The 26,029-nt window shown below is 60.6% G+C and carries 21 protein-coding genes and 1 pseudogene; 13 read left to right on the forward strand and 9 right to left on the reverse strand.

From position 1 onward, the window contains the following. The first annotated feature begins 196 nt into the window (after nt 1–196). The 5 genes from BXU06_RS06975 (at nt 197) to BXU06_RS06995 (ending at nt 5,804) form a co-directional block, all read left to right on the forward strand. Nucleotides 197–766, forward strand: coding sequence for an aminodeoxychorismate/anthranilate synthase component II (locus BXU06_RS06975; protein ID WP_077298109.1), 570 nt, complete (start codon nt 197–199; stop codon nt 764–766). 63 nt (nt 767–829) lie between these two features. Next, on the forward strand, nt 830–1,858 hold the full coding sequence (gene trpD / locus BXU06_RS06980) for an anthranilate phosphoribosyltransferase (protein WP_077298111.1): 1,029 nt from the start codon (nt 830–832) through the stop codon (nt 1,856–1,858). A gap of 91 nt (nt 1,859–1,949) precedes the next feature. Then, the gene (locus BXU06_RS06985) at nt 1,950–2,612 is read left to right on the forward strand and encodes a cytochrome b/b6 domain-containing protein (protein ID WP_077298113.1); all 663 of its coding nucleotides are present in this window, start codon (nt 1,950–1,952) and stop codon (nt 2,610–2,612) included. A 156-nt stretch (nt 2,613–2,768) separates the two neighbouring features. After that, nucleotides 2,769–4,625 (forward strand): dihydroxy-acid dehydratase, encoded by a 1,857-nt coding sequence (gene ilvD / locus BXU06_RS06990; RefSeq protein ID WP_077298115.1) that lies wholly within the window; start codon nt 2,769–2,771, stop codon nt 4,623–4,625. 516 nt (nt 4,626–5,141) lie between these two features. After that, nucleotides 5,142–5,804 (forward strand): sulfite exporter TauE/SafE family protein, encoded by a 663-nt coding sequence (locus tag BXU06_RS06995; RefSeq protein ID WP_077302728.1) that lies wholly within the window; start codon nt 5,142–5,144, stop codon nt 5,802–5,804. 37 nt (nt 5,805–5,841) lie between these two features. Here the strand turns inward: BXU06_RS06995 and recR are convergent, their stop codons facing one another. The 4 genes from recR to mltB form a co-directional block, all read right to left on the reverse strand. After that, complete coding sequence (gene recR, locus BXU06_RS07000; protein ID WP_077298117.1) at nt 5,842–6,441, reverse strand: recombination mediator RecR; 600 nt, start codon at nt 6,439–6,441, stop codon at nt 5,842–5,844. Nucleotides 6,442–6,571: 130 nt separating this feature from the next. Beyond that, on the reverse strand, nt 6,572–6,898 hold the full coding sequence (locus BXU06_RS07005) for a YbaB/EbfC family nucleoid-associated protein (RefSeq protein WP_077298119.1): 327 nt from the start codon (nt 6,896–6,898) through the stop codon (nt 6,572–6,574). Continuing rightward, a complete protein-coding gene (gene dnaX / locus BXU06_RS07010; RefSeq protein WP_077298121.1) occupies nt 6,898–9,057 on the reverse strand; it encodes a DNA polymerase III subunit gamma/tau in 2,160 nt (719 codons plus the stop codon). Before dnaX ends, BXU06_RS07005 begins: the two co-directional genes overlap by 1 nt. Nucleotides 9,058–9,166: 109 nt before the next feature. After that, nucleotides 9,167–10,162 (reverse strand): lytic murein transglycosylase B, encoded by a 996-nt coding sequence (gene mltB / locus BXU06_RS07015; protein ID WP_077298123.1) that lies wholly within the window; start codon nt 10,160–10,162, stop codon nt 9,167–9,169. Nucleotides 10,163–10,343: 181 nt separating this feature from the next. Between mltB and BXU06_RS07020 the strand changes: the two are divergent. Then, nucleotides 10,344–11,565, forward strand: a pseudogene (locus BXU06_RS07020) (IS3 family transposase). A gap of 12 nt (nt 11,566–11,577) precedes the next feature. Here BXU06_RS07020 and BXU06_RS07025 read toward each other — a convergent pair. Together BXU06_RS07025 and BXU06_RS07030 are read right to left on the reverse strand one after the other, a co-directional pair. Next, a complete protein-coding gene (locus BXU06_RS07025; protein WP_077298125.1) occupies nt 11,578–11,748 on the reverse strand; it encodes a helix-turn-helix domain-containing protein in 171 nt (56 codons plus the stop codon). Nucleotides 11,749–12,240: 492 nt separating this feature from the next. Further along, the gene (locus BXU06_RS07030; protein WP_256364072.1) at nt 12,241–12,561 is read right to left on the reverse strand and encodes a UvrB/UvrC motif-containing protein; all 321 of its coding nucleotides are present in this window, start codon (nt 12,559–12,561) and stop codon (nt 12,241–12,243) included. A 318-nt stretch (nt 12,562–12,879) separates the two neighbouring features. On the opposite strand from BXU06_RS07030, the gene BXU06_RS07035 reads away from it, so the two are divergent. After that, a complete protein-coding gene (locus BXU06_RS07035) occupies nt 12,880–14,502 on the forward strand; it encodes a DUF4435 domain-containing protein (RefSeq protein ID WP_077298129.1) in 1,623 nt (540 codons plus the stop codon). A 266-nt stretch (nt 14,503–14,768) separates the two neighbouring features. On the opposite strand, the gene uvrB is transcribed toward BXU06_RS07035, so the two are convergent. Beyond that, nucleotides 14,769–16,772, reverse strand: coding sequence for an excinuclease ABC subunit UvrB (uvrB, locus tag BXU06_RS07040; protein WP_077298131.1), 2,004 nt, complete (start codon nt 16,770–16,772; stop codon nt 14,769–14,771). A gap of 103 nt (nt 16,773–16,875) precedes the next feature. Here uvrB and BXU06_RS07045 point away from each other — a divergent pair, with 103 nt between their 5' ends. The 5 genes from BXU06_RS07045 to BXU06_RS07065 all read left to right on the forward strand — a co-directional run bounded on the left by BXU06_RS07045 (nt 16,876) and on the right by BXU06_RS07065 (nt 22,282). Beyond that, nucleotides 16,876–17,802, forward strand: a complete 927-nt coding sequence (locus BXU06_RS07045; protein ID WP_077298133.1) for a serine hydrolase — start codon at nt 16,876–16,878, stop codon at nt 17,800–17,802. 196 nt (nt 17,803–17,998) lie between these two features. After that, on the forward strand, nt 17,999–19,102 hold the full coding sequence (gene ribBA, locus BXU06_RS07050; RefSeq protein WP_077298135.1) for a bifunctional 3,4-dihydroxy-2-butanone-4-phosphate synthase/GTP cyclohydrolase II: 1,104 nt from the start codon (nt 17,999–18,001) through the stop codon (nt 19,100–19,102). Between the two features lie 54 nt (nt 19,103–19,156). Continuing rightward, nucleotides 19,157–19,630 (forward strand): 6,7-dimethyl-8-ribityllumazine synthase, encoded by a 474-nt coding sequence (ribH, locus tag BXU06_RS07055; protein ID WP_077298137.1) that lies wholly within the window; start codon nt 19,157–19,159, stop codon nt 19,628–19,630. Continuing rightward, nucleotides 19,627–20,082: a transcription antitermination factor NusB gene (gene nusB / locus BXU06_RS07060; protein WP_077298139.1), complete on the forward strand. Its 456-nt coding sequence runs from the start codon at nt 19,627–19,629 to the stop codon at nt 20,080–20,082. Before ribH ends, nusB begins: the two co-directional genes overlap by 4 nt. Before the next feature lie 946 nt (nt 20,083–21,028). Beyond that, nucleotides 21,029–22,282, forward strand: coding sequence for an Hsp70 family protein (locus BXU06_RS07065; RefSeq protein WP_077298141.1), 1,254 nt, complete (start codon nt 21,029–21,031; stop codon nt 22,280–22,282). Nucleotides 22,283–22,397: 115 nt separating this feature from the next. Here the strand turns inward: BXU06_RS07065 and BXU06_RS07070 are convergent, their stop codons facing one another. Together BXU06_RS07070 and cysK are read right to left on the reverse strand one after the other, a co-directional pair. After that, nucleotides 22,398–23,174 (reverse strand): ferredoxin--NADP reductase, encoded by a 777-nt coding sequence (locus BXU06_RS07070; protein WP_077298143.1) that lies wholly within the window; start codon nt 23,172–23,174, stop codon nt 22,398–22,400. A gap of 190 nt (nt 23,175–23,364) precedes the next feature. Beyond that, nucleotides 23,365–24,297 (reverse strand): cysteine synthase A, encoded by a 933-nt coding sequence (gene cysK, locus BXU06_RS07075; RefSeq protein ID WP_077298145.1) that lies wholly within the window; start codon nt 24,295–24,297, stop codon nt 23,365–23,367. A 241-nt stretch (nt 24,298–24,538) separates the two neighbouring features. Here cysK and gltX point away from each other — a divergent pair, with 241 nt between their 5' ends. Next, nucleotides 24,539–25,936 carry a glutamate--tRNA ligase gene (gene gltX / locus BXU06_RS07080; protein WP_077298147.1) on the forward strand — a complete coding sequence of 466 codons (1,398 nt, stop codon included), beginning with the start codon at nt 24,539–24,541 and terminating at the stop codon, nt 25,934–25,936. The last annotated feature ends 93 nt before the right edge of the window (nt 25,937–26,029 follow it).

Here is a 26,029-nt window from a genome sequence, read left to right on the forward strand (position 1 = left end):
CCGGGCGTGAGGTGAGACATTCTGCCTCTGTGTGCCACCCACACCCACTATTGCCGCCCCTGCGGGCAAAGGGGGATAATCCAGCGTATGCGTGGTGGCACCGGAAAGGCGCGGCAGCAAAAGCCGCACAAGCCCCCGGACAACAACATGGCAACCTAGCCAAAGCACCCTTATGAATCAATAGGATAGACCGAATATGCTGCTGATGATCGACAATTACGACTCCTTCACCTACAACCTGGTGCAGTACTTCGGTGAGCTGGGCCAGGAGGTGCAGGTGCACCGCAACGACGAAATCAGCCTGGATGACATTGCCCGGCTGGCCCCGCAGTATCTGGTGGTGTCGCCGGGGCCGTGCTCGCCGCTGGAGGCGGGCATTTCCGTGGCCGCCATCGAGCGCTTTGCCGGGCAGATTCCACTGCTGGGCGTATGCCTGGGCCATCAGAGCATTGGCCAGGCATTTGGCGGCAAGATTGTCCACGCCAAGCAGCTGATGCATGGCAAAACCTCACCGGTTCATCATCTGGACGTAGGCGTGTTCCGTGGCCTGCCCAACCCGGTCACCTGCACCCGTTACCACTCGCTGGTGATTGAACGCGACAGCCTGCCAGACTGCCTGGAAATCACCGCCTGGACCGACGATGGCGAGATCATGGGCGTGCGGCATAAAACCCTGGCCGTAGAAGGCGTGCAGTTTCACCCGGAATCCATCCTCACCGAACACGGCCACGCCATGCTGCGTAATTTTCTGGCCGACCACGCCTGAGCCCCCCTTACTGTACCGCCCCGCCGGGGCGGTTTTTTCATGCCCTGATTGCGAGCCTGCCCGATGATTTCTGCCCAAGCTGCCCTGAACCGCCTGATTGACGGCAACGAACTGTTTTACGACGAAATGCTGGACATCATGCGCCAGATCATGTCTGGCCAGCTGACACCGGCGCAGATTGCCGCCATTCTGATTGGCCTGCGGGTAAAAGTGGAAAGCGTGTCGGAAATCGCCGCCGCCGCCACGGTGATGCGCGAATTTGCCACGCCGGTGCCGGTGGCCCGGCGCGAGTATCTGGTGGATACCTGCGGCACTGGCGGTGATGGCGCGCATACCTTTAATATTTCCACCACGTCGGCCTTTGTTGCCGCCGCCGCCGGCGCGCGGGTGGCCAAGCATGGCGGTCGCTCGGTGTCGTCCAGCTCGGGCAGTGCCGACGTGCTGGAAACCCTGGGCGTCAAGCTCAACCTCAGCGCCGAAGCCGTTGGCCAGTGCATCGACGACATTGGCCTGGGTTTCATGTTTGCCCCCAACCACCACAGCGCGATGAAACACGTGGCCCCGGTGCGTCGCGAACTCGGCGTGCGCACCCTGTTCAATATCCTGGGCCCGCTGACCAATCCGGCTGGCGCGGATAATCAAGTAATGGGCGTGTTCCATCCCGACTTGGTGGGGATTCAGGCGCGGGTGCTGCACCAGCTGGGCAGTCGCCATGTGATGGTGGTACACGGCGAGGACGGTCTGGATGAAATCACCCTCACCGGCAACACCCGGATTGCCGAACTCAAGCACGGCAGCATCCAGGAATACACCCTCGATCCACGCGACTTTGGCCTGCTGTACTGCCAGACCAGCGACCTGAAAGCCGGCAGTGCGGCAGAATCTGCCGCCCGCGTGCAGGCAGTGCTGGCCGGCGAGCCGGGCGCATGCCGCGATATCGTGCTGCTGAATGCTGGCGCGGCCATTTATGTGGCCGGGGTGAGCGACACGCTGGCCAGCGGCATCGACGCCGCCCGCCACGCCATCGACAGCGGTGCGGCACAGCGCACGCTGGCGGCGCTGGTGGCACGCACCCAGGCGCTGGCGCAATAAGCACCGCTACGAATGAATGATTCAGCATGCCCGGCGCGGAACCCTGCGCCGCCAGCCGGGTCAGTCCGGCTTTACCGGGAGAAAGCCTGAGATGGAATACCGAATCAAAATCTGGGATACGCCCACCCGGCTGTTTCATTGGTCGCTGGTCGGCCTGTTTGCCGCCATGTGGTACACCGGCGAAGGCGGCGGCGATCTACTGCGGTTTCATTTGCTGGCCGGATACGGCGTGGCCGGGCTGCTGGTGTTTCGCCTGCTCTGGGGCATTGCCGGCAGTGACACCGCCCAGTTTGCCCGCTTTGTGCGCGGCCCCAGCACCATCATCGCCTACCTGCGCGGCAGCCTGCCCGAACACCGCATCCCCGGCCATAACCCGATGGGCGCACTGATGGTGCTGGCGCTGCTGGGCCTGCTGATGTTTCAGGTGGTCAGCGGCCTGCTGGCCACTGATGTCGATTCGTTTTTGTGGGATGGCCCGCTGGCCCGGCGCATCGACAGTGACTTGTCCGAGCAGATCACCAGCTGGCACAAAACCTCGTTCAACCTGCTGCTGCTGGCCGTTGGCCTGCATGTGCTGGCCATTGTGTTTTACCGGCTGGTCAAGCGGCGCAATCTGGTGTCGGCCATGCTGACCGGCCAGCAAAGCTACGGTGCCCAGCCGCCGGCGCTGCGCTTCTCGCCGGCCTGGCTGGCGCTGCTGTGCGCCGCGCTGGCGGCGCTGGCGGTCACTGCCGTGGTGCAGGGCTGGGTATAAAACCCGCCGTCACGGCCCTCTGCCTGGATGGGTTGGGGGCTGTTTTATGCCCGCCAGGCGGGTAAATCCGCCCAAATCCCGCCCGCCTGCCTTGCCCTGTCCGCCAAGCCGCCGCACAATATGCGTTTTGCCGCGTCTGCTACAGGATTCCCGACTATGCCCGCTTACCGTTCCCGTACCTCCACCCATGGCCGCAACATGGCCGGCGCGCGCGCGCTGTGGCGCGCCACCGGTATGGAAGATGCCGATTTTGGCAAGCCCATCATCGCCATTGCCAACAGCTTTACCCAGTTTGTGCCCGGCCATGTCCACCTGCACAACCTGGGCCAGCTGGTGGCGCGGGAAATCGAAAAAGCCGGCGGCATCGCCAAAGAATTCAACACCATCGCCATCGACGACGGCATTGCCATGGGCCACGGCGGCATGCTGTATTCGCTGCCCAGCCGCGACTTGATTGCCGACAGCGTGGAATACATGGTCAATGGCCACTGCGCCGACGCGCTGGTGTGCATCTCCAACTGCGACAAAATTACCCCCGGCATGCTGATGGCCGCGCTGCGGCTGAACATTCCGGTGATTTTTGTGTCTGGCGGCCCGATGGAAGCCGGCAAGGTGCAGTGGGGCGACGGCGTGCGCAAGCTCGACCTGGTGGACGCCATGGTGGAAGCCGCCAACGACAAGGTCAGCGATGAAGAAGTGGCCGCCGTCGAACGCTCGGCCTGCCCGACTTGCGGCTCCTGTTCCGGCATGTTTACCGCCAACTCGATGAACTGCCTGACCGAAGCGCTGGGCCTGTCGCTGCCGGGCAATGGCTCGCTGGTGGCCACCCACGCCGACCGCAAGGCGCTGTTTTTGCAAGCGGGCCGTACCATCGTCGAACTGGCCAAGCGCTACTACGAACAGGACGACGCCAGCGTGCTGCCGCGCAGCATCGCCACCTTTGAAGCCTTTGAAAACGCCATGAGCCTGGACGTGGCCATGGGCGGCTCGACCAACACCGTGCTGCACCTGCTGGCCGCCGCGCGCGAAGCCGGCGTGGACTTCACCATGCAGGACATCGACCGGATTTCGCGCCGTGTGCCGTGCCTGTCCAAGGTGGCCCCGGCCACGCAGAAATACCATATGGAAGACGTACACCGCGCCGGCGGGGTGATTGGCATTCTGGGCGAACTCGACCGCGCCGGGCTGATCCACCGCCATATTCCCACCGTACACGCGCCCACCCTGGGCGAAGGGCTGGACCGCTGGGACATTCAGCGCCCGACCTGCGACGACGCGGCCAAAATCCTCTACCGCGCCGCGCCTGGCGGCGTGCGCACCACCATTGCCTTCAGCCAGGACATGCGCTACCCCGAACTGGACGCCGACCGCGCCGAAGGCTGCATCCGCAGTCAGGCCAACGCCTACTCGCAGGATGGCGGCCTGGCCGTGCTGTACGGCAATATTGCCGAGCGTGGCTGCATCGTCAAGACTGCCGGGGTGGATGAATCCATCCTCACCTTTACTGGCCGGGTACGGATTTTTGAAAGCCAGGACAGCGCGGTGGCAGCGATTCTGGCCGACCAGATTGTGGCCGGCGATGTGGTGCTGATCCGCTACGAAGGCCCGAAGGGCGGCCCCGGCATGCAGGAAATGCTCTACCCCACCAGCTATCTGAAGTCCAAGGGCCTGGGCAAGGCTTGCGCGCTGCTGACCGATGGCCGCTTCTCCGGCGGCACCTCTGGCCTGTCCATCGGCCACGCCAGCCCGGAAGCCGCCGAAGGCGGGCTGATTGGCCTGGCAGAAGAAGGCGATACGCTGGAAATCAATATCCCGGCGCGCACCATTCACCTGGCGGTCAGCGACGAGGTGCTGGCCGAACGCCGTGCGGCCATGCTGGCGCGGGGGGCCGACGCCTGGAAGCCGGTCAACCGTGACCGTCTGGTCAGCCCGGCGCTGCGCGCCTACGCGGCCATGACCACCAGTGCCGATACCGGCGCGGTGCGGGATGTCAGCCAGATTGAACGCCGTTAAGCACACGCTGACCACATCGTCATCCTCGCGAGAGCGGGGATGACGAACGGTGTTGGGGAGAGGCTGGGAAAATCGTCATGCCCGTGAAAATTTGAATCCAGGGTATTGGTTTAAACGATTTTTCTGAATCAATCAGTGCCTCCTTAGCGCCGCTCACAACACTCAGCGCAGCGATTCTGGCGAGTAGCCAGTCACCATGATCTGAATCGAATGACTGGCAATTCGACCGCTTTCGGCATGAGCTTCACCTCCGGCGTCGTTCCCGCCTGCGCGGGAATGACGCGGTGTAGTGCGGCGAGTGGTTCGTCGTGGAACATGAACGCTTGTGTTTCAGCGTGACTGGCGACTAGTCGTGCCACCACGTCAGGAGGGTTTTGTGAGCGGTGCTTAACCGTTTCTCCTGTCTGCCCTGGCATGGCCGCCCAAATGGGCGGCTGCGCCTTCCGGCCTTTGGGCCTATTGCTGTCTTTCGCCCTCCTGCGTGGGCGGTTTCCGTTTTTGACGTTGGAATTTGCCATGCAAGAATTTGATCTGGCCGCGCTGTTCATGCTCGGTTTTCTGGCGGGCGGCCACTGCCTGGGCATGTGCGGCGGTATTGTTGCCGCCTTGTCCCTGCAGCAGCGCCAGGCCACCCGCCACTGGCCGCTGATGCTGGCCTATAACAGCGGACGGCTGGCCAGCTACAGCCTGGTGGGGGCGCTGGTGGGTGGCATTGGCGGGCTGGGCATTGCCGCGCTGAATATCGAAGCCTTGCAGTATTTGCTGTATGCGCTGGCCAATCTGCTGCTGATCGCCATGGGCTTGTACCTGATGGGGGTGTCGGCATTCATCACCCAGCTGGAGCGGCTGGGCAAGCCGCTGTGGCGCTATCTGCAGCCGGCCATGCAGCGCTTGCTGCCGGTGCGCACCCTGCGCCAGGCGGTGCTGGTGGGCGCGCTGTGGGGCTGGCTGCCGTGCGGGATGGTGTACACCGCCAGCCTGAGCGCGCTGGCCAGCGGCAGCGTCAGCAAGGGCGCGCTGACCATGCTGGCGTTTGGCCTGGGCACCTTGCCCAATCTGCTGGCCATGGGCGCGTTTGCCGATGCCTTGCGCACGCTGGCGCGTCAGCCGCTGGTGCGCTGGACGTCGGGTGGGCTGATTTGTGCGCTGGGGCTGTGGCGGCTGGTGCAGGTGCTGTAGGCGCGCCCAGCCCATTGGTCTGGTCTGCGCGGGGGGGTCAGGGCAGCTCGCGCCGTTCAAACAGCGCTTGCGCCAGAGTGCCGGGGTCGCTGTGCTCCAGCTCGCCGCCCACCGGCAGGCCGCGTGCCATCCGGCTAAGCTGCAGGCCGTGGCCCTTGAGCAGCGCACCCAGTGCATGCGCGGTGGTTTCGCCTTCCGGGGTAAAGTTGGTGGCCAGAATCACTTCCTGCACCTGGCCATCCAGCGCCCGGTGTGCCAGTTTTTCCAGCGGCAGATCGCGCGGGCCAATGCCGTCCAGCGGCGATAAACGCCCCATCAGCACAAAATACAAGCCATCGTAACTTTGCGTCTGTTCCAGCGTCAGCATGTCGGCGGGCATTTCCACCACACACAGCTGATCCTGGCGACGGGCGCTGTCGGCGCAAATGGCGCACAGCGGGGTTTCACTGAAAGTATTGCAGCGCTGGCAGTGGCCAATATGGCTGAGCGCGTGCTCCAGCGCCCTGGCCAGTTTTTCGGCACCGGGCTTGTCGCGCTGCAGCAGGTGATAAGCCATGCGCTGGGCCGATTTTGGCCCCACGCCGGGCAGCACGCGCAGGGCGGCAATCAGGTGGTCAAGGCTGGGAGGGTTTTTCATCGGGTGTCCGGCGGGCAGGGCAAAGGCAGGCTGCGGCCACGCAGTGAGCGGGCCGGCGGGGCAATGGCCGGGCTGACAGCCACGGCGGCACAGGGCATTGCGCCAGGCAAGGCCCTGTGCGGGGTCTGGCTCAGAACGGCAGTTTCAGGCCCGGCGGCAGGTTCAGCCCGGAGGTAAAGCCGGACATTTTTTCCTGGGTGGTGCTTTCCACCTTGCGCACGGCGTCGTTGACGGCGGCGGCCACCAGGTCTTCCAGCATTTCCTTGTCGTCCATCACGCTGTCGTCGATGCTGACGCGCTTGATGTCGTGTTGGCAGGTCATCAGCACCTTGACCATGCCGGCCCCGGACTGGCCTTCCACCTCGATGGTGGCCAGCTGTTCCTGGGCCTTTTTCATGTTTTCCTGCATTTGTTGGGCTTGTTTCATCAGCCCGGCGATGCCGCCTTTGTTGAACATCAGAGTGACTCCTGAACAGGTTGAATGGTGTCTTGGCGCAAGGTGGCGGCAAAGTCGCGCACCAGCGCCATCACGACGGGGTCTTGTTGCAGCCGCGCGCGCGCGGCGTCCAGCGCTTCGCCACGCAGGCGTTGCTGTTGCATGAAAGGGGTTTCGCCGCTGATATCGCCCAGCGTCACGTCCAGCGTCACCGGCTGGCCCAGCGCCTCGCCCAGTGTGGCGGCCAGCAGCGCCTGCACCTCGGCACTGGCGCTGAAGCGGAACTGCGGCGGCACACGCAGACGCAGTGTGGCACCGTCCACTGCCGACAGCTCGGCATTTTGCGCCAGCATGATTTCCTTGGCCCCCAGCCGATCGCGCAGGCCGGCAATCAGCTCGCCCCAGTTGCCGGTAAACACGGGCGGCTCAGCAGGGCGATCGGTATCGGCTTCGGCCTGTTCAGCCTGCGCGACAGGCGGGGCGGTCGGCACCGCCAGTGGCAAGGGCTCGGCCTTGACCAGATCCCTTTCAACTTCAACGGCGAGTTCAACGACGGGTACCACGCTGCGTGCCACGGGGGGCATTGGCGCAGAGGGGGGCAACGCCGGCGCTGGCTCAGCCGCCAGCATCGGTTCGTGGCTGGCCCATGGCGCGTCCTGCTCTGGCGGCAGCGCGCTGGGCAGCGGTGGGCGCTCGGGTTCTGCGGGTGCGGTGTGCGGCACGGGCTGGCGCGGCAGGCTGCCTTCCGGTGGTGGCGGCGGCGGTGGGGCGTCTTCCCACGGCGGTACGCTGTCGGCGGCAGGCGGTACGGCACGGGCCGCTGGCGCGCTGGACGGTGCCGCTGCCGGGCGTGGGGCCGGGGCCGTACGGACTGGCGCGCCGGCGTCTGCTGCACCGCTGCGCTTGTGCATCAGCTTGGCCAGCACGCTTTGTGCGCCGCTGCCACTAGCACTGGCCGGGCTGGCCGGTGGACGCGCCGCCGGTGCGGGAGATGCGTCGGAGTGGGGCGCTGGCGACGGTGCCGCAGGGCTGGCCGCTGCCGGCAAGGCCACGGGCGCATGGCCACCGGCTGGCGGCGTGGGGCTGGCCGGCAGATTGGCCGGATGAAACGCCAGCATGCGCAGCAGGGTCATGTTGAAACCGGCGTGCTCGTCCGGGGCCAGCGCCAGGTCGCGCCGACCAGTAATGGCAATCTGGTAGTACAGCTGCACATCGGCAGGCGGCAGCAGCTCGGCCAGCGCCACAATGGCGTCGCGCTCGGGCTCGTCCGGGGCCAGGGCGGCGGGCACGGTCTGGGTCAGGCTGATCTGGTAGAGTAGCTGGGCCATTTCGTGCAGCGCCGAATCAAAGCCAATGCTGCGCGCTGCCAGCTGCTCGGCTTCGGCCATCAGCGCCGGGCCATCGCCATCGGCCAGGGCGGCCAGCAGGGTAAACAGATAGCGGCGGTCTACCGCGCCCAGCATGGCGCGCACGCCGTCTTCGTGTACTTCACCAATGCCGTAGGCAATGGCCTGGTCCAGCAGCGACAGCGCGTCGCGCATCGAGCCGGATGCCGCCCGGCCCAGCAGGGTCAGCGCGGCAGGTTCATACACCAACTGTTCGGTGTCCAGCACATGGGCCAGGTGTTTGGCCACCTGCTGCGGGGTCATATTGCGCAGCGAAAACTGCAAACAGCGCGACAGCACGGTGACCGGCACTTTTTGCGGGTCGGTGGTGGCCAGGATGAACTTGACGTGCGCGGGGGGTTCTTCCAGCGTTTTCAGCATGGCATTGAACGCCGACTTGGACAGCATGTGTACTTCATCGATGATGTACACCTTGAAGCGGCCCACGCTGGGCGAATACTGGGCGTTGTCCAGCACCTCGCGGATATTGTCGATGCCGGTGTTGCTGGCGGCGTCGATTTCCAGCAGGTCAACAAAGCGGCCTGCGTCAATCTGCCGGCACGCCCCGCACACCCCGCACGGCTCGGCGGTCACCCCGGTTTCGCAGTTCAGGCTTTTGGCCAGAATCCGGGCAATGGTGGTTTTGCCCACGCCACGGGTGCCGGTCAGCAGGTAGGCGTGATGCAGGCGCTGTTCAATCAGCGCATTGGACAGGGCGCGCACCACGTGTTCCTGGCCAACCAGGTCGGCAAAACGCTTGGGACGCCACTTGCGGGCAAGAACTTGATAGGTCATGGGCGCGGATTTTACCCGATTTTGCCCCAACGCCGGCAGCGGATATCAGCCGGCGCAGACAAATCGGCAAAAAGCCGGCACCCATCGGCGCACGCCGTGCGGCTGGTGCTTAGCGTCCGTTCTGGCGGCGCTGGCGAATCTGTTCGGCCAACTGCTGGGCGGCCATGGCGTACAGCGTGCTCTTGTTATACCGGGTGATGGTGTAAAAGTTTTGCAGGCCCAGCCAGTATTCGGTTTCCCCCGGTGCCACTTCCAGCGGAAACAGCACCGCCTTGGCGGTGTCGTCCAGCGTGGCGGCTGGGGTGACGCCCATGGCGCGCAGTTCGGCCACGCTATAATGCAAATTGAATTTATCCTGCGCCAGCTGATCGGCCACCGCCTTGGGGGCCGTAGCGGCCACCACAATGGCCCCGCCGCGCTGCCAGCCATGCTGCTGGAAATAATGCGCCACGCTGGCAATCACATCCGCCGGGTTATTCCAGATATCGCGCTGGCCATCGCCATCACCATCCACCGCCCACTGGCGAAAACTGGATGGCATAAACTGCGGCCAGCCCATCGCCCCGGCGTAAGACCCCTTGAACTGAGTTGGATCGCGGCGTTCTTCCTGGGCCAGCAGCAAAAACGCCGCCAGTTCCTGCTGAAAATAACTGGCCCGACGTGGGTAATCAAACGCCACCGTTGCCAGCGCATCCAGCACGCGGAAGCTGCCCATATTGCGGCCAAAGCGGGTTTCAATGCCGATAATGGCCACAATCATCGCCTCGTCCACCCCGTATTGCTCGCTGGCCCGCTGCAGCAGCGCCGCATGCCGCGCCCAGAACGCTGCGCCTTCCTGGGTCAGCGTGTCGTTGACAAAGCTGGGGCGAAACCGGTACCAGGGCCGGGCGGTGGACGGCTTGTCAAATACCGCCAGAATCGACGGTTTGGTGTCGGCCTGCAGCAGGGTGGCGCTCAGCTGGTCACGGTTAAAGCCATGGTTGCGCACCATTTGCTCGATAAAGGCGTCCACATCTGCCCGCCCGGCCAGGCTGGCGGCGTGGGCAGGGGCAATCAGGCTCAGGGCAAGGCAGGCAGCAAGGGCAAGTGGTTTCACGGCAGTCATCCGGCAAAAAGGCAAAGATGGCGGATGGTAGCCTGAAATGCGCGGGCGCGCTGCAGCTGGTGTGAAAAACCGGGGCAATCAGCGGGGTAGCGGCTGGTCTGGCGTGGCAACGATGTAGTGGTCTAATCTTTTCGAACAGCCCGATAGGTGGAACAATCCCACCACCCAAAGGACATCGAACATGCCACAAACCCGTCGCCACTTTGCCCCCGAGTTCAAACTCGAAGTCGCCAAAAAAATCGTTCAGCAGCAATGCAGCATCACCCAGCTCTGTCATGAACTGAACCTTGGCGAAACCGCCGTCCGCCGTTGGGTCGCCCAATACAAAGCCGAACTCAACGGCCAGCCAGGCATCGGTCTGCCTCTGACCCCAGACCAGCAACGCATCCGGCAACTCGAAGCCGAACTGCGCATTGCCAAAGAGGATAACGAAATCCTAAAAAAAGCCTCGGCCTTGTTCGCCCGCGCTTATCGATGATGTTGCCCATCGTTAGCCAACTGGACAGGGCGCACAGCAAAAGCACACTCTGCCGCGTGCTGGGCGTGAGCCGCTCCGGCCTGCATCACGCTCGCCAGCGCGGTGATCGCCCGGTGTGTGATCTGCGCACCGAAACCGTGTTCAAGGCCGTCTTTGCCGAGCACCAGCAAACCTATGGCAGCCGCAGAATGCGCAGCGAGCTGGCCAAACGTGGCTTGGCGCTTGGGCGCTACAAAGTGCGTAAACTTTTGAAAGCATTTGATTTAAAAGCCTGCTGGAAGCGCAAATTTGTTCACACCACGGACAGCAAACACACGCTGCCGGTGGCGGAAAACCTGCTGAACCGCAAGTTTAACCCCAAGGCCTTGAACCAGGCCTGGGCTTCAGACATCACCTATATTCGCACGCGCAGCGGCTGGCTCTACCTGGCCGTGGTGATGGATCTGTGCTCACGCCGGGTGATTGGCTGGGCCATGGAGCCACATATGCGGGCGGAGCTGGTTTGTCGGGCGCTCACCATGGCACAAGGGCAGAGAAACCCCGCTGCAGGTGTGCTGCTGCACTCAGACAGAGGCAGCCAATACGCCAGTGCGGAATACCAGGCGCTGCTGAAGAAACACAAGATGGTGTGCAGCATGAGCCGGAAAGGAAACGGTTGGGAAAACCAGCGTAGCGCAGTTTTGCGAGCCGTAGGCGAGAGGGCATAGCCCGGCACAACGCCCCGATGGAGCGCTTCTTCCTGAATTTAAAGATGGAGCGGGTATGGCGTAAAGATTACGCCAACCATGAAGAAGCGCGCCGGGATGTGGCGGATTACCTGATGAAGTTTTACAACCAGAAGCGTTTGCACTCGGCGCTGGGTGAGATGAGCCCGGCAGAGTTTGAAAGACAATGCCAGCTCAGCCCTGCGCCTGTGCAGGCTTGAGCGGCTGACTCCCTATCGGGGTGTTCGAAAAAACTTGACCAGTACACATTGCTCGTAGCGCTCCTTTTGCAACGCCAGCGCCTTGTTGAAGACGAACCGGCACGAGCCAGCGAAGCGGCGCATTTGCCGCTCTTGCTGGCCGTCTGGCCGCAATTCGTATTTGTAGGCTTGAAGGCGTTGCATACTGGGTATTTTATACAGCCCACCCCCATCGATGGCAAGGACGGCTACGCCGTCCGCGCCATCCTTCCCCGCCCTGAATGGCGGGGCTTGCCGCGCACCGGGTCAGTCACGTTGAAACACAAGGGTGTACATGAGCCAATTTATGCCGGGTATCTCGGTTTGATTTCTGTTAAAACAAAACCTGACTTTGCCACAGCGAACCACCCGCCGCACCCTGCCGCGTCATTCGCGCGCAGGCGGGAATCCAGGGGCATCCACAACGTGCAGCGGGGGTGAGCGCTCACCCCCGTCCCGCCATGTGCCACACCCACGTGTGCACGCTGTGGCGCGGTCTGGGTTCCCGCCTGCGCGGGAACGACAAGTCGGGTGAGATTCATGCCGAAAAAGGTCTAGGGATACGCTGAAAAAATCGTCCTGACTACTACCTACCGCCCGTGCGCAAGCGGTGGACACCCGGCCCTGGCCGGGGGAGTGCCGGCCAGGGCCGGGCGGTTAGCCTTCGTCGCCAAACAGCCGCTGCTTCAGCTCTCGCAGGCTGTCGCGCAGGCGGGCGGCGTCTTCAAAGCGCAGGTCGCGGGCGGCGTCCATCATGGCTTTTTCGGTTTCCTTGATCCGCCGGGCCAGCTGTTTCTCATCCAGCACTTCGTCCTTGGCCTTGCGCGCCTGGCTTTCTGCGCTGTACACCCCATCAATGATGTCCTTGATGCGCTTTTGCACCCCGCGCGGCACAATGTCGTTCTCGGCGTTAAACGCCAGCGGCTTGTTGCGCCGGCGTTCGGTTTCGCCCATGGCCCGCTCCATCGAGCCGGTGATGCGGTCGGCTTAGAGGATTGGCCTTGCTATTTCAGACTAAAATGTTGCGCTTCCACCTTGCGCCTAGTGTGGCTTACAATATGCTAAGGACACGCTGATTTATTCAGAAAAATCGTGTTTGCCAAAAGCAAAACCCAGTAAAATCAAAGCCATGGATTCCCGCCTTCGCGAGAATGACGATTTTTTCAGCGTATCCCTAAGGCTGATTTTTAGGTCGATTGCATTGTTAAGCAATGCTCTCACAACAAGGCAAGAGTAGTTAGTAATGTGATTTATTAGCTTGATAATTATCGCCACCACATCTAAAACAGGAAAAAAATGACCAGTTCTTTCTTAATTCTAACTCGTTCTGGCCAAAAAAATATTAACGTTGAACCTGGAACTTCTGCTTATTTTGTTGGCGCAAACGGGGGAGGAAAGACCAGGCTCGCAGTCCGCATCGAAGAGCAGCTTGGCGAGAAATGTCATCGCATATCTGCTCATCGCGCACTTAACTTAAATCCAGCAGTTGCCAAAATTGGTGAAGATAACGCATTACTTGGATTGCGGTATGGCTATACACCTAAACCCCTTAATAGTGCGCTACCGCACCTTACTTTGCGTCTTAACAATCGCTGGCAGCAAAAAGCTGCCACAAACCTACTTAATGATTATGATTTTTTAATTCAAGCGCTATTTGCAGAGCAGTCAAATACAGCACTTGGCACTCATAAAAATGCTAGAGCGCAAAATGGAATACCTGCTAAGCAAACAAAGTTTGAATGGCTAGAAGAAATCTGGGAAAGGTTATTGCCACATAGAAAGCTGAATATCTCAGGCGATAATATTACCGTAAAAACAACTGACTCAACCAGTGATTATTCGGCTGCAGATATGAGTGATGGTGAGAGATCTGTTTTTTATCTCATCGGACAAACTTTGATGGCGGTGCAGGGTTCTTTGCTGATTTTTGATGAGCCAGAACTACATATTCATCGCTCTATTGTTGCTGCTTTATGGGATGAGCTAGAAGCTGCACGGCCTGATTGTGGAATGGCCATTATTTCACATGATCTAGAATTTATTGCATCGAGAAAAGGCCAGAAATTCATATTGCGTGCTTATCATCCGGACACAGGATGGGAAATTGATGACATTCCTGAGGATGCTGGATTTTCTGAAGAGATTGCCACGCTGATTCTTGGTAGTCGAAAGCCAATCCTTTTTGTTGAGGGTGGAAATTGTAGCCTTGACAAAGCTGTTTTCCGTGCATGCTATCCAGATTGGACAGTCATTCCAAGAGGTTCTTGCGAAGAGGTTTTGCACGCAGTTGTAACGATGCGAGCAAACCAAATGCTGACCAGAGTACATTGTGTAGGTTTGATTGATGCAGATGGCTATTCTGAAGAGGAAATTCAAATTTTTCAGGCTAAAGGGGTTGAGATTTTGCCCGTATCAGAGATTGAAAATCTCTTCTTACTTCCTGAAGTAGTCGAGGCGATTGCTAAGTCAGAAGGTTATAACCAAGATGACGTGCGTCAAAAAATCACACAAGTTCATGCCGAACTATTTTCACATGCTGCAGAATCAAAAAACAAAGACGCCGTGATATTGCGTTATTGCAGACGCAGAATTGATAGAGCACTAAAGAAAATTGACCTAAGCAATGCTTCCGATGTAAACAATTTATCTAGGGTTTATAAAGAGAAAACCGGCTCCCTTGATATAAGCACGCTTGCTCGAAACGCAGACGATGCAATCCAGAAAGCAATCTCCGAAAAAAATGTAGCTGAATTGCTAAGGTGGTATGACAACAAAGGGATTCTCACCTTGGTGGCAAAAGTAAAAGGCACTACAAAGGATAAATTTGAGCAATGGGTGGTTCGTATAATGCGCAGCAATACAGATCTGGCAGTAGCTAATGCAGTCAAAAGTAAATTGCCTATTCTACAAACAAGGTAAAATAGGCTCCATTTTTTAGTGGCGGATAAGAATATGTTAAACCAAACAGCTCCACAAATATTTATGCCCACTCACAACCAATTAGTTAGTAGAGATTAAAAACCTATAGCCCCCCGTTTTAGCTTAAGGGCACGCCAATTTATTCAGAAAATTGCTTTTGCCAAAAGCAAAATCCAGCAAAATCAAAAATCTGAACTCCCGCTTTTGCGGAAATGATAATTTTTCAGCATGCCCTTAATAGCTTGGCGCTCTCACTCCGCCACAGCCTACGCGCCCTCCTCGCCAAACAGCCGCTGCTTCAGCTCTCGCAGGCTGTCGCGCAGGCGGGCGGCGTCTTCAAAGCGCAGGTCGCGGGCGGCGTCCATCATGGCTTTTTCGGTTTCCTTGATCCGCCGGGCCAGCTGTTTCTCATCCAGTACTTCGTCCTTGGCCTTGCGCGCCTGGCTTTCTGCGCTGTACACCCCATCAATGATATCCTTGATGCGCTTTTGCACCCCGCGCGGCACAATGCCGTTCTCGGCGTTAAACGCCAGCTGCTTGTTGCGCCGGCGTTCGGTTTCGCCCATGGCCCGCTCCATCGAGCCGGTGATGCGGTCGGCGTACAGAATGGCCATGCCGTGCAAATTGCGCGCGGCGCGGCCAATGGTTTGAATCAGGCTGCGCTCGCTGCGCAAAAAACCTTCCTTGTCGGCGTCCAGAATGGCCACCAGGCTGACTTCGGGAATATCCAGCCCTTCGCGCAGCAAGTTGATGCCCACCAGCACGTCAAACACCCCCAGGCGCAGGTCGCGCAGGATTTCCACCCGCTCCACCGTGTCGATGTCCGAGTGCAGATAGCGCACTTTCACCCCGTGCTCGCTGTAGTAGTCGGTCAGTTGCTCGGCCATGCGTTTGGTCAGCGTGGTGACCAGCACCCGCTCGCCACGGCTCACGCGCAGGGTGATTTCCGACAGCAGATCGTCCACCTGGGTGGTCACCGGACGCACTTCAATCAGCGGATCGACCAGCCCGGTCGGGCGCACCAGCTGCTCGACCACCTGGCCGGCGTGGTTGGTTTCGTAGTCGGCTGGGGTGGCGGAGACAAAAATGGTCTGTGGCATTTTCTGCTCGAATTCCTCGAACTTCAAAGGCCGGTTGTCCAGCGCCGACGGCAGGCGGAAGCCGTATTCCACCAGGTTTTCCTTGCGTGCGCGGTCGCCGCGATACATGCCGCCAACCTGGCTGACGGTGACGTGCGACTCGTCGATGATCATCAGGCTGTTTTTCGGCAGGTAGTCAATCAGCGTGGGCGGTGCATCGCCCACGGCGTGCCCGGAAAAATGCCGCGAGTAGTTTTCGATGCCCTTGCAAAAGCCCATTTCGTAGAGCATTTCCAGATCAAAGCGGGTGCGCTGTTCAATCCGCTGTGCCTCTACCAGCTTGCCCTCCTGCTCAAACCATTTGCGCCGGGCGTTCAGCTCGGTTTTGATTGCCTCGCAGGCGCGCAGCACGGTGTCGCGCGGGGTGACATAATGGCTGGACGGAAACACGGTAAAGCGGCCCACCCGCTGGCGGGTTTGCCCGGTCAGCGGGTCGAACAGCTGCAGGCTTTCCACTTCATCGTCAAACAGGCTCACCCGCAAGGCCAGCTCGGCGGATTCTGCCGGGAAGATATCGATCACGTCGCCGCGCACGCGGAACACGCCGCGCTTGAACTCCAGTTCGTTGCGGTCGTATTGCATCAGCGTCAGCCGGCTGATGATGTCGCGCTGGGCCTTTTGCTCGCCTTCTTTCAGGTGCAGAATCATCTGGTGGTAGGCACTGGGGTCGCCAATCCCGTAAATAGCCGACACCGTTGCCACAATCACGCAATCCGGACGTTCCAGAATGGCCTTGGTGGCCGACAGCCGCATCTGCTCGATATGTTCATTGATGGACGAATCCTTTTCAATGAACAGGTCGCGGCTGGGCACATAGGCTTCCGGCTGGTAGTAGTCGTAGTAAGACACAAAATACTCGACCGCGTTTTCCGGAAAAAACTCGCGCATTTCGGCGTAGAGTTGTGCCGCCAGGGTTTTGTTCGGTGCCATGATGATGGCCGGACGCCCGGTGCGGGCAATCACATTGGCCATGGTATAGGTTTTGCCTGAACCGGTGACCCCGAGCAGGGTCTGGTAGGCCAGTCCGTCTTCCAGCCCTTCAACCAGCCGGGCAATGGCCGTGGGCTGGTCGCCGGCGGGCGGAAACGGTTGATGAAGCTGATAGGGGCTGCCGGGGAACGTCACAGACATGGGGCGGACTCGCTGACGAAAAGGCGAAAAACCCCGATTTTAGATTGTTTCGCCCCCAGCGCGTGCGTAGAATCTCACCGATTGCAACAAGGACCCAAGCCACATGCTGAATCGTGTCATCTCGCTGGCGTTTACCGCCTGCCTGACCACCCTGCCATTACTGGCCTGCGCCACCGGGCCGCAATCTGCGCCGGGGCCGTCTTCTTCCCATCCGGTGGTGCCCAAGGTGGCCGCCAACGCACGCATCGCCGACAACTACGACAACGGCAGCGCCCCGGCGCTGCATTCCAACGCCGCGCTGGTGATGAATGCCCAGACCGGCGAACTGATTTACGCCAAAAACAGCAATGTCACCCTGCCGATTGCCTCAATCACCAAGGTGATGACCGCCATGGTGACGCTGGATGGCCGCCAGTCGCTGGATGAGCTGATCACCATCACCGACGACGACGTGGACAAGGTCAAGCGCTCTGGCTCGCGCCTGGTGGTAGGTGCCACCCTGCCGCGCCGCGACATGCTGCTGCTGGCGCTGATGTCGTCGGAAAACCGCGCCGCTTCGGCGCTGGCACGCACCTATCCGGGCGGCACCCGCGCCTTTGTCAGCAAGATGAACCAGAAAGCCCGTGCACTGGGCATGCGCAATGCGGTGTTTTACGACGGCACCGGGCTGAACAGCGGCAATAGCGCCACCGCCAGCGACCTGGCGCGCATGGTGCAGGCAGCGTATCACTACCCGCTGATCCGCCAGTTCACCACCACCGCCGAGCAGGAAGTCTGGATCACCAATAACCGTCGCCTGCAGTATCGCAACAGCAATGCGCTGGTGCGCGAAGGCGAATGGCAGATTGGCCTGTCGAAAACCGGCTATATCAAGGAAGCGGGCCGCTGCTTGGTGATGCAGGCCACGGTGAACCATCTGCCGCTGGTGATTGTGCTGCTGGACGGTGCCGGCAGCCAGACCCGCATTCAGGATGCCCGCTCGATCCGCACCTGGCTGGAGCGTCAGCCGGGCAGCTGGCTGGCAGGCTAGGCTGATTTTTATCCTGCGCCGGTACTGGCCGGCGCAGGGGGTTGCCCCCGCACCAGCATGCTGCACTGCACACCGAGTTCGGCACAGCGCGCCAGCGTAGCGTATGATGAAAACCATGACGCCCCCTGCCCGCCAGCCATGCGCGCCCAGGCCGCAGCGGCGGGCCCATTCGTGATTTCCCAATTTTCCTTAAGTTATGCTCAGTCCAATTCAAGACATCATCGCCGACATCAAGGCCGGCAAGATGGTTATCCTCGTTGACGAGGAAGACCGCGAAAACGAAGGCGACCTGGTGCTGGCAGCAGAATATGTCACCCCGGAAGCCATCAACTTCATGGCCAAGCACGCGCGCGGCCTGATCTGCCTGACCCTGTCCGAAGCCCGCTGCCGCCAGCTGAACCTGCCGCTGATGGTCAGCAATAATGGTTCATCGCACGGCACCAACTTCACCCTGTCGATTGAAGCCGCCGAGGGGGTGAGCACCGGGATTTCTGCTGCTGACCGCGCCCGCACCATTCAGGCTGCGGTAAACCGTCTGGCCAAGCCGGCGGATATTGTCCAGCCGGGGCATATCTTCCCGCTCAAGGCGCAAAACGGCGGTGTGCTGGTGCGCGCCGGCCACACCGAAGCCGGCTGCGACCTGGCTGCCCTGGCCGGCCTGGAGCCGGCTTCGGTGATCTGCGAGATCATGAACGACGACGGCACCATGGCCCGCCTGCCCGAACTGCTGGTGTTTGCCGAGCAGCACGGTTTGAAGGTGGGGGCGATTTCCGACCTGATCCACTACCGCAGCCGCCACGAATGCCTGATCGAACGGGTGGGCCAGCGCGTGGTGAACACCCCGTTTGGCCAGTTCACCCTGCACGCCTTCCGCGACAACACCACCGGCGAAACCCACCTGGCGCTGAGCAAGGGCGACATCCGCGCCGACAGCGACACCCTGGTGCGGGTGCACGAGCCACTGTCGGTGATGGACTGGCTGGACACCGGCTACAGCCCGCATTCGTGGAGCATGAGCCAGGCGCTGAGCCGGATTGAAGCCGAAGGCAAGGGCGTGGTGGTGCTGCTGCATCGCACCGAACACGGCAGCGAGCTGCTGGAACGCGCCCTGCCCGACCTGAACGCCGCCCAGCCGCGCGCCAAGTGGGACGCCAAAACCTTTGGCATTGGCGCGCAAATGCTCAAAGCGCTGGGCGTGGGCCGGATGACGCTGATGTCCCAGCCGCGCAAAATTCCCAGCATGACCGGCTTTGCACTGGAAATTTCAGGATATTTGCTGCCCGATCCGCTAAACACGTAAAATAACCGGTTTTTCGGCAGCCGACCGGCTGCCGTTTCCGCGACGGAGACTTTCATGCATCCCGACATCGTTACCCTTGAGCCCAACCTCGACGGCAAAGACCTGAGCATCGGCATTGTCATGAGCCGTTTCAACCCGGTGGTTTGCGAAGGCCTGCGCGACGCCTGCCTGGCCGAACTGCTGGCCCTGGGCGTGGCCCCGCAAGACATCGTGCTGGTGACGGTGCCGGGCGCGCTGGAAATTCCGCTGGCCCTGCAAACCATGGCCATGTCCGAAGACGATGACTTCGACGCCCTGATTGCCCTGGGCGCGGTGATTCGCGGGGAAACCTACCACTTCGAGCTGGTGTCCAACGAATCCGGCGCGGGCGTCACCCGCGTGGGCCTGGACGCCGGCATCCCCATTGCCAACGCCATCCTCACCACCGAAACCGACGAGCAGGCCGAAGTCCGCATGGTGGAAAAAGGCCGCGACGCCGCCCGCGTGGCGGTGGAAATGGTTAATCTGCAAAAGAGCTTTTTTGAATGAAAACTGCCCGACGCCGTGCCCGCGAGTTTGCGGTACAAGGGGTGTACCAGTGGCAACTGAACGCCCACTCCGCCTCCACCATTGAAAAAAACCTGCGCGAAAACGAGTTTTTTGCCAAGGCCGACGAAGCGCTGTTCCGCACCCTGCTGTTTGGTGTGCTGCAGGACGTGCCCGCCCTGGATGCCCAGCTCAATCGTCACTACGAACGCGAAGCCGAAGAAGTCAGCCCGGTGGAGCGCGCCATCCTGCGCGTGGCCGCGCTGGAGCTCACCCAGCACCCGGATACCCCGTATCCGGTGATCATCAACGAAGCGATCGAAATCGCCAAAACCTTTGGCGGCACCGACGGACACAAGTTTGTCAACGGCGTGCTGGACAAACTGGCGGTGGAAGTACGCGGCGATGAAGTGGACGCGCAAAAGCGTCAGCGCCGGATCAGCCGGGAGGGGTGAGGCCATTTTTGGCTGCATCGCTAGCAAAAAACGCGCTTAGGCTTGCTCTGGCGCGTTTTTTATATCGACTGGGCTGTATTGCGCCAATTATTTAGGCTAAAGGATACGCTGATTTATTCAGAAAAATCGTGTTTGCCAAAAGAAAAACCCAGCAAAATCAAAACTCTGGGTTCCCACCTTCGCGGGAATGACGATTTTTTCAGTTTATCCCTAGTAGCCAGTCACCATGATCTGAATCGACTGACAGGCGATTAGAGCGCTTTCGGCATGAGTGTCACCTCAGGTGTCGTTCCCGCGAAGGCGGGAACCCAGACCGCGCCACAGCGTGCGCGGTGGGCATGGCGCAGGTAGCGCTGATGAGCGCTCACCCCGCTGTACGCTGTGGACACGCCTGGATTCCCGCCTGCGCGGGAATGACGCGGTGGGGCGCGGCGAGTGGTTCGTCGTGGAAGTGAGCCATCGTGTTTCAACGTGACTGGCTACTAGTCGTCAGTCACCCTGATATGAACCGATCATTGGCACAGATACCCAAGGTCAGCGCGTTCGCCTGCAGGTGGGTATTTTTCAACGGGACGGCGACTCGACCGCTTTCGGCATCAATCTCACCCGACGTGTCGTTCCCGCGCAGGCGGGAACGACACGATGGTGTACGGTGGGCAGTTCGCTGTGGCAAAGTAAGGCTTTGTTTTAAAATAGATTAAACTGAGATGCCCGGCATAAACTTGCTCGGTGGTGTAGCGTGGTGGATGGGTGGGCTCAAGCTACGCCAGCTGATTGCAGTAATACCAGATCAATACCACATGAGTGTCGCCAGCAGCGTTGCGGGCTTGGTTGGTAGAGGCGTTTATACGATGGCCCTGACTGTCACACAATCGCCACCCTGAAGTGTGCTGGCCTGCGCTATAATCGCGCGCCCTTACTTACGCCCCGCCGCGCAGGAACAGCCATGATGGTTCAAGCATGTGGTGTCGATTTCGGCACGTCCAACTCCACGGTAGGCTGGTGCCGCCCCGGCCAGCCCACCTTGCTGGCGCTGGAAGACAATAAATCCACCCTGCCCTCGGTGGTGTTTTTCAATGCCGAAGAAGACCGCACCGTGTTTGGCCGCCAGGCGATTGGCGAATACCTGGAAGGCTACGAAGGCCGGCTGATGCGTTCGCTGAAAAGCATTCTGGGTACTGGGCTGATGAATGGGCAAACCGAAGTGAATGGCCAGACCGTGCGCTTTATGGATCTGCTCACCCTGTTCATCCGCTCGCTCAAGCAACGGGCGGAAACCCAGGCCGGGCGCAGTTTTCAGCACGTAGTACTGGGCCGACCGGTGTTTTTTGTTGATGATGACCCGGTGGCCGACCAACTGGCGCAAGACACCCTGGCCGACGTGGCCCGGCTGGCCGGGTTTACCGAGATTGAATTCCAGTTTGAACCGATTGCCGCCGCGTTTGACTACGAAAGCCGGATTGAACGCGAGGCGCTGGTGCTGATTGTCGATATTGGCGGCGGCACCTCGGACTTTTCCCTGCTGCGCCTGGCCCCGGAACGCAGCCAGCGGCTGGACCGGCTGGACGATATTCTGGCCAATGGTGGCGTGCATATCGGCGGCACCGACTTTGACAAGCAACTGAGCCTGAATGCGGTGATGCCGCTGCTGGGCTACCGCTCGCGGCTGAAAAACCACACCGAAGTGCCGTCCAGCTACTACTTCAACCTGGCCACCTGGCACACCATCAACTTTGCCTACACCCGGCAAACCCAGGCCGAACTGCGCGCGGTGTACGCCGACGCGCTGGAGCGTGACAAGCTCGACCGCCTGCTCAGGCTGATTGAACAACGCACTGGCCACTGGCTGGCCATTCAGGTAGAAGCCGCCAAGATTGATCTGTCTGGCGCAGACCAGTGCCAGCTTGACCTGAGCGAAATCCAGGCCGGGCTAAGCCACACCATCGCCCGCCAGGAATTCGACCAGGCGATAGAAGCGCAGCTGCTCAGCATCGAAACCACCCTGCAGCGCCTGCTTAACGACGCACAACTGCGTGCGGATCAAGTGGACACGGTGTTCTTTACCGGCGGCTCCAGCGGCGTGCCACTGCTGCGCCAGCGGGTGGCGGCGATGTTTCCGGCCGCCCAGGCGGTGGAAGGTGACCGTTATGGCAGCATTGGCTGCGGCCTGGCGCTGGATGCCGCCCGGCGGTTTGCCTGAGCGACGCAGAGGTGGCGGTTTACCGCAACGCATCATCCAGCCAAAACCCTGCACACGAAAAACCCCCCGCACAAGCTGCCCTGTGCGGGGGGTTTTTAACGCTGGCGCAGCAGAATTACTTCTCGACAAAGGCGCGTTCAATGGCGTAGTCAGCCGGATCGCCCATGCGCGGGGATTCCTTGAAGCCCAGGCCGTTGAGGATGTCGCACAGGTCGGTGAGCATGCTCGGGCTACCGCAGATCAGCACGCGGTCGTTTTCCGGATTGAGCTGCGGCAGGCCGATGTCGGCGCACAGCTTGCCATTGGTGATCAAGTCGGTCAGCCGGCCCTGATTGCGGAACGGCTCGCGGGTGACGGTGGGGTAGTAGATCAGTTTTTCCCGCACGATGTCGCCAAAATATTCATTGTTTGGCAGCTCATTCAGGATGTAGTCGTGGTAGCCCAGTTCGCTCAGCCAGCGCACGCCGTGGGTCAGCACCACTTTTTCGTAGCGTTCGTAGACTTCCGGATCCTTGATGATCGACATGAACGGTGCCAGGCCGGTGCCGGTGGACAGCAGGTACAGGTTTTTGCCCGGCAGCAGGTTGTCCTGCACCAGGGTGCCGGTGGGCTTTTTGCTGATCAGCACGGTGTCGCCTACTTGCAGGTGTTGCAGGCGCGACGTCAGCGGGCCATCCTGCACCTTGATGCTGTAGAACTCCAGATGTTCTTCGTAATTGGAGCTGACAATGGAGTACGCCCGCATCAGCGGCTTGCCGTCCACTTCCAGTCCAATCATCACAAACTGGCCGTTGATGAAACGCAACCCTTCGTCGCGGGTGCAGGTGAAGCTGAACAGGGTATCGTTCCAGTGGTGAACGGAAAGCACGCGTTCTGCGGTCATGTTGGCCATGGTATTGAATCGCTCTCAGATAGCTGAATAATAAGTAAGTACCGATTTTACCGCCGGATCGGCTCCGGGCATACAGGTATTTCGGGTTTTGCTGAACAACATTTGCCCTGCATCAAATGCACCAGCCCGCTGACCACAGGCGCAGCGGGCGGCAAAACCTGCGCCAGACGGCGCAGGGCAACTGGCAGGCTCAGTCGGCCAGATGCTGGAACAACGGGGTGGACAGGTAGCGTTCGCCAAACGACGGAATCACCACCACAATCAGCTTGCCGGCATTTTCCGGGCGGCGAGCCAGTTCCAGCGCAGCCCAGGTGGCGGCACCAGAGGAAATGCCCACCAGCAGCCCTTCCTGGGTGGCCATGGCGCGGGCAGTGGTAAAGGCGTTGTCGTTGCTGACCTGAATCACTTCATCATAAATTTCCGTGTTCAGGATGGCCGGCACAAAGCCGGCACCAATGCCCTGAATCGGGTGCGGGCCTTTCGGGCCGCCGGACAATACCGGCGAAGCTTCCGGCTCAACCGCCACAATCTGCACGCCCGGCTTTTTGGCTTTGAGCACTTCCCCCACGCCGGTGACCGTGCCACCCGTGCCGACGCCCGAGACAAAAATATCCACCTGGCCATCGGTATCGGCCCAGATTTCTTCGGCGGTGGTGGCGCGGTGAATGGCCGGGTTGGCCGGGTTTTCAAATTGCTGCGGAATCAGGTAACGGCTGTCTTCGGCGGCCAGCTGGGTGGCGCGGGCAATGGCACCACCCATGCCTTCCGGGCCGGGGGTCAGGATCAGTTCGGCCCCGTAGGCGCGCAGCAGCTGGCGGCGCTCCCGGCTCATGGTTTCCGGCATGACAATCGTGCAGCGGTAGCCACGGGCGGCGCACACCATAGCCAGGCCAATGCCGGTATTGCCGGAGGTGGGCTCCAGAATGATGGTATCCGGGCCGATCTTGCCTGCCGCTTCGGCGGCATCCAGCATGGCAACGGCAATCCGGTCTTTCACACTGTGGCCAGGGTTGAAAAACTCCAGCTTGGCCACCACGGTAGCCTGGGCACCGTCGGTCAGCCGGTTCAGCCGGACCAGCGGGGTTTTGCCGACCAGTTCGGCAACATTCTGCGCAATTTTCATGATGGGGATATTCCTGATGGTTAGTTCAACAGGGACTTCACAGACAGGAGTGGAATAATAATCCAGCCCTTGTCCCCGTGCAGGAGTTCTTTCTTCTATGGGCAGACCGGGGAGTTATAACCCGCGCCATCCCAATCTCAGTGGCGCACGCCGATAAAGACCACGCCCGATGGTCCTGTGCATTTCCCTTCCCTGTCTGGCAGAGTAAAATGCCGGTTTTTCTGATCGGTTGACCCTTCTCATGATCCGCACCCGTTTTGCCCCCAGTCCTACCGGTTTCCTGCATATTGGCGGCGTCCGCACGGCGCTGTTCTCCTGGGCTTATGCCCGCAAGCACGGCGGCACCTTTGTGCTGCGCATCGAGGACACCGACCTTGAACGCTCCACCCCGGAGTCGGTGCAGGCGATTCTGGACGGCATGCACTGGGTGGGCCTGGATTACGACGAAGGTCCGTTCTACCAGACCCAGCGCTTTGACCGCTATAAAGCGGTGATTCAGCAGCTGCTGGCCAGCGGCCACGCCTACCTGTGCTATTGCAGCAAAGAAGAGCTGGAAGCCTTGCGCGCCGAGCAGGAAGCACGCGGCGAAAAGCCGCGCTACGACCGCCGCTGGCGGCCAGAAGCCGGCAAAACCCTGCCGCCGCCGCCAGCTGGCGTGCAGCCGGTGGTGCGCTTTGCTACCCCGCTGAGTGGGTCGGTGGTGTGGGAAGACGCGGTCAAGGGCCGGATTGAAATCAAGAACGAAGAACTCGACGACCTGATCATCGCCCGCCCGGATGGCAGCCCGACGTATAACTTCTGCGTGGTGGTGGACGACTGGGACATGAACATCACCCATGTGATTCGCGGTGACGACCATGTCAACAACACCCCGCGCCAGATCAACATCCTGCAGGCGCTGGGTGCGCCGCTGCCGGTATACGGCCATCTGCCGATGATCCTGAATGAAGACGGCCAGAAAATGTCCAAGCGCCGCGATGCGGTCAGCGTGGTGGATTACGCCGCCAAGGGCATTTTGCCGGAAGCGCTGCTCAATTATCTGGCCCGGCTGGGCTGGGGCCATGGCGACGAAGAATTCTTCAACATGACCCAGTTTGTCGAATGGTTCAGCCTGGAAGCGGTCAGCCCGTCGGCCAGCCGTTTCAACCAGGAAAAATTCCTCTGGCTGAACGCCCAGCATATGAAAGCAGCCGACAACAGCCGTCTGGCCGAGCTGGTGGCACCGCGTCTGGCGGCTGCCGGGGTGTCTTGCGCCAGTGGCCCGGCGCTGGCCGAGGTGATTGGTCTGGTGAAAGAACGGGTGCAGGAACTCAACAGCCTGGCGCAGGAATGCGATTACTTTTACCAGCCTCGTCAGCCGGAACAGGCCGAGCTGGACAAACACATCCTGGCCGACACTCGCGCGCGCATGGCCCGCTTTGCCGAGCAACTGGCCGCGCTGCCGGAATGGACTACCGAGGCGATTCACGGCTTGTTCAAGCCGTTCTGCAGCGCCGAAGGCATCAAGATGGGCCAGCTGGGCATGCCGCTGCGCGTACTGGTGTGCGGTACCACCCACACGCCGTCGGTGGATGCCGTGCTGGCGCTGATGGGGCGTGATGCCGTGTTGCAGCGGCTGAAAAACACGACGATTGGGTAAGTTTCCCGGCGCAATGCAGGTTGTCCGTGCGAGTTGGATCCAAAAAAGCCATCGCGTTTGCGATGGCTTTTTTTATTGTCCGCCAAACAGCAT

Origin of the sequence: Aquaspirillum sp. LM1, assembly GCF_002002905.1 — a bacterium.
GTDB lineage: Bacteria > Pseudomonadota > Gammaproteobacteria > Burkholderiales > Aquaspirillaceae > Rivihabitans.

Coding starts and splice junctions, on each gene's coding strand:
- BXU06_RS06985 (WP_077298113.1), top strand. CDS start 1,950: ATGGAATACCGAATCAAAATCTGGGATACGCCCACCCGGCTGTTTCAT.
- BXU06_RS06975 (WP_077298109.1), top strand. CDS start 197: ATGCTGCTGATGATCGACAATTACGACTCCTTCACCTACAACCTGGTG.
- BXU06_RS07025 (WP_077298125.1), bottom strand. CDS start 11,748: ATGCAACGCCTTCAAGCCTACAAATACGAATTGCGGCCAGACGGCCAG.
- nusB (WP_077298139.1), top strand. CDS start 19,627: ATGAAAACTGCCCGACGCCGTGCCCGCGAGTTTGCGGTACAAGGGGTG.
- BXU06_RS07065 (WP_077298141.1), top strand. CDS start 21,029: ATGATGGTTCAAGCATGTGGTGTCGATTTCGGCACGTCCAACTCCACG.
- dnaX (WP_077298121.1), bottom strand. CDS start 9,057: ATGACCTATCAAGTTCTTGCCCGCAAGTGGCGTCCCAAGCGTTTTGCC.
- BXU06_RS06995 (WP_077302728.1), top strand. CDS start 5,142: ATGCAAGAATTTGATCTGGCCGCGCTGTTCATGCTCGGTTTTCTGGCG.
- ribH (WP_077298137.1), top strand. CDS start 19,157: ATGCATCCCGACATCGTTACCCTTGAGCCCAACCTCGACGGCAAAGAC.
- gltX (WP_077298147.1), top strand. CDS start 24,539: ATGATCCGCACCCGTTTTGCCCCCAGTCCTACCGGTTTCCTGCATATT.
- BXU06_RS07045 (WP_077298133.1), top strand. CDS start 16,876: ATGCTGAATCGTGTCATCTCGCTGGCGTTTACCGCCTGCCTGACCACC.
- BXU06_RS07035 (WP_077298129.1), top strand. CDS start 12,880: ATGACCAGTTCTTTCTTAATTCTAACTCGTTCTGGCCAAAAAAATATT.
- BXU06_RS07005 (WP_077298119.1), bottom strand. CDS start 6,898: ATGTTCAACAAAGGCGGCATCGCCGGGCTGATGAAACAAGCCCAACAA.
- mltB (WP_077298123.1), bottom strand. CDS start 10,162: ATGACTGCCGTGAAACCACTTGCCCTTGCTGCCTGCCTTGCCCTGAGC.
- ribBA (WP_077298135.1), top strand. CDS start 17,999: ATGCTCAGTCCAATTCAAGACATCATCGCCGACATCAAGGCCGGCAAG.
- trpD (WP_077298111.1), top strand. CDS start 830: ATGATTTCTGCCCAAGCTGCCCTGAACCGCCTGATTGACGGCAACGAA.
- cysK (WP_077298145.1), bottom strand. CDS start 24,297: ATGAAAATTGCGCAGAATGTTGCCGAACTGGTCGGCAAAACCCCGCTG.
- BXU06_RS07070 (WP_077298143.1), bottom strand. CDS start 23,174: ATGGCCAACATGACCGCAGAACGCGTGCTTTCCGTTCACCACTGGAAC.
- recR (WP_077298117.1), bottom strand. CDS start 6,441: ATGAAAAACCCTCCCAGCCTTGACCACCTGATTGCCGCCCTGCGCGTG.
- uvrB (WP_077298131.1), bottom strand. CDS start 16,772: ATGTCTGTGACGTTCCCCGGCAGCCCCTATCAGCTTCATCAACCGTTT.
- ilvD (WP_077298115.1), top strand. CDS start 2,769: ATGCCCGCTTACCGTTCCCGTACCTCCACCCATGGCCGCAACATGGCC.